General features: G+C 70.5%; 5 protein-coding genes. 1 reads left to right on the plus strand and 4 read right to left on the minus strand.

The window, feature by feature from the left end; translation table 11 throughout:
• Positions 1-1844: TIGR03960 family B12-binding radical SAM protein (locus PLL68_RS10560; protein WP_324533867.1), on the minus strand; the 1844-nt coding region annotated here is incomplete at its 3' end.
• Between the two features lie 77 nt (positions 1845-1921).
• Between PLL68_RS10560 and PLL68_RS10565 the strand changes: the two genes are divergently transcribed.
• The gene (locus PLL68_RS10565) at positions 1922-2530 is read left to right on the plus strand and encodes a protein-L-isoaspartate O-methyltransferase family protein (RefSeq protein ID WP_324533869.1); all 609 of its coding nucleotides are present in this window, start codon (positions 1922-1924) and stop codon (positions 2528-2530) included.
• A gap of 101 nt (positions 2531-2631) precedes the next feature.
• On the opposite strand, the gene PLL68_RS10570 is transcribed toward PLL68_RS10565, so the two are convergent.
• From PLL68_RS10570 to truB, 3 genes are all read right to left on the minus strand, one after another.
• Complete coding sequence (locus PLL68_RS10570; protein ID WP_324533871.1) at positions 2632-4506, minus strand: AMP-dependent synthetase/ligase; 1875 nt, start codon at positions 4504-4506, stop codon at positions 2632-2634.
• A gap of 226 nt (positions 4507-4732) precedes the next feature.
• Positions 4733-5695 carry a bifunctional riboflavin kinase/FAD synthetase gene (locus PLL68_RS10575; protein ID WP_324533873.1) on the minus strand — a complete coding sequence of 321 codons (963 nt, stop codon included), beginning with the start codon at positions 5693-5695 and terminating at the stop codon, positions 4733-4735.
• A 9-nt stretch (positions 5696-5704) separates the two neighbouring features.
• Positions 5705-6631: a tRNA pseudouridine(55) synthase TruB gene (gene truB / locus PLL68_RS10580; protein WP_324533879.1), complete on the minus strand. Its 927-nt coding sequence runs from the start codon at positions 6629-6631 to the stop codon at positions 5705-5707.
• Between the last annotated feature and the right edge of the window lie 49 nt (positions 6632-6680).

The raw sequence follows: 6680 nt of genomic DNA on the forward strand, positions 1-6680 counted from the left end.
GTCCAGCGGCAGTCCTCGACCTCGGTCTCGTCGAGCGAGTCCAGCCAGTCCTGCCAGAGCCATTCCTTGTCGAGCCCGGAGTCGATGTGGTCCCAGGGCAGCACCTCGGCCTCCTCGCGCTCGCGCGTGGTGTACCAGGCGACGTCGACCCCGCAGGCCGGCAGCTCGCGCTCGGCGGCGGCCATCCACCGGTCGTACGAGAAGTGCTCGGACCACCCGTCGAAGCGGGCACCGTCACGCCAGACGGCCTCGATGACGCGCCCGACCCGGCGGTCACCGCGCGAGAGCAGCCCCTCGACGATGCCGGGCTTGCCGTCGTGGTAGCGGAAGCCGATGGCCGAGCCGTAGCGGCGGTCGGACCTGATGGCCTGGCGCAGCTTGTCGAGCCGGGCGTCGGTCTCGTCGGCGCCGAGCTGGGCGGCCCACTGGAACGGCGTGTGCGGCTTGGGCACGAACCCGCCGATCGAGACGGTGCAGCGGATGTCACGGCGGCCGCTGACCTCGCGGCCGGTGTCGATGACCCGCTTCGCGAGCTCGGCGATCTGCAGGACGTCCTCGTCGGTCTCGGTCGGCAGCCCGCACATGAAGTAGAGCTTGACCTGTCGCCAGCCGGCGCCGTACGCGGCGGCGACCGTGCGGATGAGGTCGTCCTCGGTGACCATCTTGTTGATGACCTTGCGGATGCGCTCGGAGCCGCCCTCGGGGGCGAAGGTCAGACCGGAGCGTCGCCCGTTGCGGGTCAGCTCGTTCGCCAGGTCGATGTTGAAGGCGTCGACGCGCGTCGACGGCAGCGACAGGCCCGTGTTGGTGCCCTCGTAGCGGTCAGCCAACCCCTTGGCCACGCTCGCGATCTCGGTGTGGTCGGCCGAGCTCAGCGAGAGCAGGCCGACCTCCTCGAAGCCGGTTGCGGCCAGGCCGCGCTCGACCATCTCGCCGATGCCGGTGATGCTGCGCTCGCGCACCGGACGGGTGATCATTCCCGCCTGGCAGAACCGGCACCCGCGGGTGCAGCCACGGAAGATCTCGACCGACATCCGCTCGTGGACCGACTCGGCGAGCGGCACGAGCGGCTGCTTCGGGTAGGGCCACGCGTCGAGGTCCATGACGGTGTGCTTGGCCACCCGCCACGGCACCTGCGGGTAGGCCGGGTTCGGCGCGATCCGCTGGATGCGGCCGTCGGGCAGGTAGCTGACGTCGTAGAACTGCGGCACGTAGACCCCGCCCGTGCGCGCGAGGCGAAGCAGGATCTCCTGGCGACCACCCGGCATCCCCTCGCGCTTCCACGCGCCGACGATGTCGGTGATCGCGAGCACCGCCTCCTCGCCGTCGCCGACCACGGCGGCGTCGATGAAGTCGGCGATCGTCTCGGGGTTGAAGGCGGCGTGGCCGCCCGCGACGACGATCGGGTGGCTCTCGTCGCGATCGGCAGCGTGCAGCGGGATGCCGGCGAGGTCGAGCGCGGTGAGCATGTTCGTGTAGCCGAGCTCGGTGGAGAACGACAGGCCGAACAGGTCGAAGTCGCCGACGGGGCGGTGCGCATCGACGGTGAACTGCGGCACCTGGTGCTCGCGCATCAGGGCCTCGAGATCGGGCCAGACCGCATAGGTGCGCTCGGCGAGGGCGTCAGCCCGCTCGTTGAGCACTTCGTAGAGGATCATGACGCCCTGGTTGGGCACACCGACCTCGTAGGCGTCCGGGTACATCAGGGCCCAGCGCACGGTGTGCTCGCCACCGACGTCCCAGGGCTTGACGGTCGAGTTCAGCTCACCGCCGACGTACTGGATCGGCTTGCTCACCTGCTCGAGGAGTGGCTCGAGGGAGCGGAAGATCGACTGACCGGGCATCCCCCAAGAGTAGGCGGGAGGCGCTACCCGCCCAAACGAGTGGGCAGCAGCCGGGCGTGCGGGGGCACACTGGAGGTGTGAGCGGCGAGCGAGCGGTGGGCGACCCCCTCGGCCCGGCTGCGGTGCGCGACGCCATGGCGGCCCAGCCCCGCGCCGGGTTCCTCCCGCGGGCGGTGCGCCAGCGGGCCGGCTTCGACGGGCCGCTCGACATCGGGCACGGGCAGACCAACAGCCAGCCGCGTACCGTCGCCGCGATGCTCGAGCTGCTCGACGTGCGCCCGGGGCACCGCGTGCTCGACGTCGGCTCCGGATCCGGCTGGACCACCGCGATCCTCGCGCAGCTCGTCGGCCCCGCCGGGTCCGTGCTCGGCCTGGAGCTCGTGGCCGACCTGGTGGAGCAGGGGGCGTCGAACGTCGCGCGGGCCGGGGTGCCGTGGGCGAGGATCCGCGCGGCCGACCCGTCGCGGCTGGGTGCTCCCGACGAGGCGCCGTTCGACCGCATCCTCGTCTCGGCGATGGCCGACACGATGCCCCGAGAGCTCGAGGACCAGCTCGCGGCGGACGGCATCCTCGTGGTCCCCGTGGCGGGTTGGATGCTGCGGGTACGCCGGGATGCCGCCGCGCCCGGTGGCGTTGTCGTGACCAGTCACGGGGCGTACCGCTTCGTCCCCCTGGTCACCCACTGACACCCAGCCGCCGTGCCCACGGCGGCGCAGCGGCCAGGTCGTGGGACGACGGCAGCACCCCGGCTCCGTGCGGAGCCGGGGTGCTGTGACGACGGTCGGGATCAGCCCGTGTAGTGGGCGTCCAGCCGGTCCTTGTACTTGTCGGCCACGACCTTGCGCTTGAGCTTCATGCTCGGCGTGAGCTCACCGGCCTCGATCGTGAGGTCGTTCTCGAGGATCGTGAACTTCTTGATCGTCTCCCACCGGTTGAGCCCGGCGTTGAGCTGGTCGATGTAGCCCTGCACCATCTCGCGGCACGCGTCGGAGCTGACGATCTCGGTGTAGGACTTGCCCTCCATGCCGTTGGCCGCGGCCCAGCCGGCCATCGCGTCAGGGTCCAGGGTCACCAGGGCCGAGACGAAGTTGCGGTCGGCGCCGTGGACGACGAGCTGGCTGGCGTAGGGACACAGGCCCTTGAACGTCGACTCGATGATCGAGGGGGCGACGTACTTGCCGTTGCTGGTCTTGAACAGGTCCTTCTTGCGGTCGGTGATCCGCAGGAACCCACGCTCGTCGATCTCACCGATGTCACCGGTGTGCAGCCAGCCCTCGGAGTCGATGGTCTCGGCCGTCGCGTCGGGGTTGTTGTGGTAGCCCTCCATGTTGCCCGGACCACGCAGCAGCACCTCACCGTCCGCGGCGATCTGCACCTCGGTCTTGGGCAGCGGCCAGCCGACCGTGCCGTAGCGGTAGCCGCGCGGGCGGGCCACGAACGAGGCCGCGCTCGTCTCGGTCATCCCGTACCCCTCGAGGATCTGCATCCCCATGGCGTCGAACCAGCGGGCGACGTCGTTGTTCAGGGCCGCCGAGCCGGAGATGAAGAAGCGGACGCGTCCACCGAACCGGTCGCGGATCTTGGTGCCGATGACCTTGTCGGTGAAGGAGTGCTTCAGCGCCAGCATGCCCGATGGGTTCTTGCCCTGCTCGCGCAGCTCGCTGACCTCGCGGCCGACGTCGCTGGCCAGGTGGAAGAGCTTGGCCTTCACCCCACCCTCGGCCTCCATCATCATGCTGATCCGGCCGTAGGCCTTCTCGAAGATGCGCGGGGCGGCACCCATGAACGTGGGCTTCACCACGGCCAGGTTGTCGACGATCTTGTCGATGCGGCCGTCGATGGCCGTCGGGAAACCGATCTGCAGGGGCAGGGTCAGCAACACCTTGCCGAAGACGTGCGCGAGCGGCAGCCACAGGTACTGCAGGTCGTCCTCACTCAGGATGTGCGTGCTGGCGACGCCTGCACCCTCGTACGTCCAGGCGCTGTGCCGCAGGCGCACACCCTTCGGGCGCCCGGTCGTGCCCGAGGTGTAGATGATCGTCGCGAGCTGGTCGTGCTGGATGCCGTCGATGCGGGCGTCGATGGCCCCCGGGTCGCCGGCGAGGTACTCACGGCCGAGCTGGCGGACCTGGTCGAGGTTCAGCGTCCAGGGGTCGTTGTCGTCGACCTCGGCGTCGAACACGATGACCCTGGTCACGGCCGGGGTGCTCGCGCGGATGCCGCGCAGCTTGTCGAGCTGGTCGGCGTTCTCCGCGAAGATCACCTTGGTGCCGGAGTCGGCGAGGATGAACGCGACGTCGTCGGCCATCGTCGTCGGGTAGATCGTGGTGGTCGCACCTCCGGCGACCATCGTGGCCAGGTCGGCAAGGGCCCACTCGTACCTGGTGCTGGAGGCGATGGCCACGCGGTCCTCGGGCTCGACACCGAGGGCGATGAGGCCGGCACCGAGCTCGCGAACCACGACGTCGACCTCGGCCCAGGTGTCGGTGACCCACTCGTCACCCTCGGGCTTGACGTTGGCGTACATGAAGGCGGGCCCGTTCGGGCTCGCCGCAACGCGGTTGCGGAAGAGGTGCCCAACGCTTTGGGCCTCGTTGTCGAAGATCGCCTGGTCGACGGGCTCGTCGGCGGGGGTGTTGATCTGGGGGGCAGCTGTGGGCATGTCGTACATCGTCCTCGTCATTGGGGGCCGGTGGTGCCGAATCCTGTCACATGGACGTGCCCGACGGAACGTGTTGCCAATGGTTGTTACCGGTGAGTTGCCCCACGAACGCGCTCACGGCATCCGGACCTGCCTGAACCCCGACGAATGTGGGTGAAGATCGTCGTCCAGCCGACGATCTTCACCCACGTTCGCGAGGGACCGCGTGGCGGGACGGAACCCGGGCTCAGTCCGGCACGATCCTCGCCAGCAGCTCACGGCACCGCGCGACATCGCTGGCCATGGCCTCGGTGAGCTCATCGACGCTGTCGAAGCGCAGTGTGGGGCGGATGTGGGCGGTGAACTCGACCATGACGCGCTCGTCGTAGAGGTCGAGGTCGTCGCGGTCGAGCACGTAGGCCTCGACCGTGCGCCGGTCCTGGGTCTCGAACGTCGGGTTCGTGCCGACGCTGATCGCCGCAGGCATGGTGCGGTCGGGCTCCCCGGGCGAGCGGTCCAGGCGGGTGAGCCACCCGGCATACACCCCCTCCTGGGGCACCAGGCCGAGCGAGTCCGCGGACAGGTTGGCCGTCGGGTAGCCCAGCCCCCGGCCCCGGTGGTTGCCGTGGACGACCGTGCCCACGACCCGGTGCGGGCGGCCGAGGATGCGCGCGGCCTCACCGACCTCGCCAGCCCGCAGGTGGGTCCGCACGACGGTCGAGGAGAACCGCTCGCCGTCACCGACGTCGTCGAGCGTGACGACCTCGAACCCGAACTTCTCCCCCAGGTCTGCCAGGGTCGAGACGTCGCCGGAGTTGCGGTACCCGAACCGGGTGTCCATCCCGACGACGACGCAGCGGGCCGACAGCGCGCGCACGAAGACCGCGCGCACGAAGTCCTCCGGCTGCTGCTTGGCGAACTCCTGCGTGAAGTCCATGACGAGGAGCCCGTCGATGCCGGTGTCCTCGATGAGGTCGTCGCGGATCTCGCCCGGGGCGATGAGCTCGGGGGCGGACTCGGGGCGCAGCACGGCGACCGGGTGCGGGTCGAACGTCACCGCGACCGACGGCAGACCGAGCCGGTGTCCGGACTCGATGAGGGCGTTCAGCACCGCGCGGTGACCGCGGTGCACCCCGTCGAAGTTGCCGAGGGTGACGACACAGGGCCTCAGGGCCTCAGGTGTCTCTGACGGGTCGGACCAACGGTGCACGCGCACACTCTACGAAGTCGAGGGCGAGAACACGACGAGGCTGCGTGCCGTGGGACGGGACTCGTCCAACATCGCCACGAGTCGGCCGTCCGGGGCGATGGCCGCGACCACCTCTTCTCGACCCGGCACCTCCGACGGCAGCCGCTGTCCGAAGCCGATGGTGCGCGCCTGCGCCTCGTCGACCTCACGCACCGCGAACGCGGCGCGAGCCGCCTGCGCGAGGGGCGTGACCGGCATCCGCTCACCCTGACGAGCCTCCAGGTCAGCCAACGGGTGCGCGTCGTCGAGGGTGAAGCCGCCGACGCGGGTGCGGCGCAGCGCCGTCAGGTGCCCACCGGTGCCCAGGGCCGCACCGAGGTCGCGCGCGAGGGCACGCACGTAGGTTCCGGACGACACCGTGACCTCGACCTCGACGTCGAGCACCGCCGTGCCGTCGACCTCCAGGGCTCGCACGTCGCCGATCTCGAAGCGGGAGACGGTGACCGGGCGTGCGGGCAGGTCGACCGACTCCCCCGCGCGCACCCGGTGGTAGGCGCGCTCACCCTTGACCTTGATCGCGCTCACGGCGCTCGGGACCTGCTCGATGTCGCCCGTCAGGGTCGCGGCCGCGACCCGCACCGCATCCGCCTCGATCCCCGAGGCGCCGGCGGATGCCGTGACCTCGCCCTCCGCGTCGTCGGTCACGGTCGCCTGGCCGAGTCGGATCGTCGCCGTGTAGTCCTTGTCGCACCCCACGAGGAAGGTCAGCAGCCGTGTCGCCCGGCCGACCCCGAGCACGAGCACACCCGTGGCCATGGGGTCGAGCGTGCCGGCGTGCCCCACCTTGCGGGTGGCGCACAGCCGCCGGCCACGCGCGACGACGTCGTGGCTGGTCCAGCCCGCGGGCTTGTCGACGACGAGGATGCCGTCGGGCGTGGGGTCAGCGGTCGTCGTCACCGACGGCTTCGTCCACGTCGTCCGCGTCGTCGCCGTCGACGTCGTCGTC

It is taken from the genome of Ornithinibacter sp. (assembly GCF_035443565.1).
Lineage (GTDB): Bacteria > Actinomycetota > Actinomycetes > Actinomycetales > Dermatophilaceae > Fodinibacter.

What these genes read in the sequence shown, in the direction of transcription:
- PLL68_RS10570 (WP_324533871.1), bottom strand. Translation starts at nt 4,506, where the DNA reads ATGCCCACAGCTGCCCCCCAGATCAACACCCCCGCCGACGAGCCCGTC.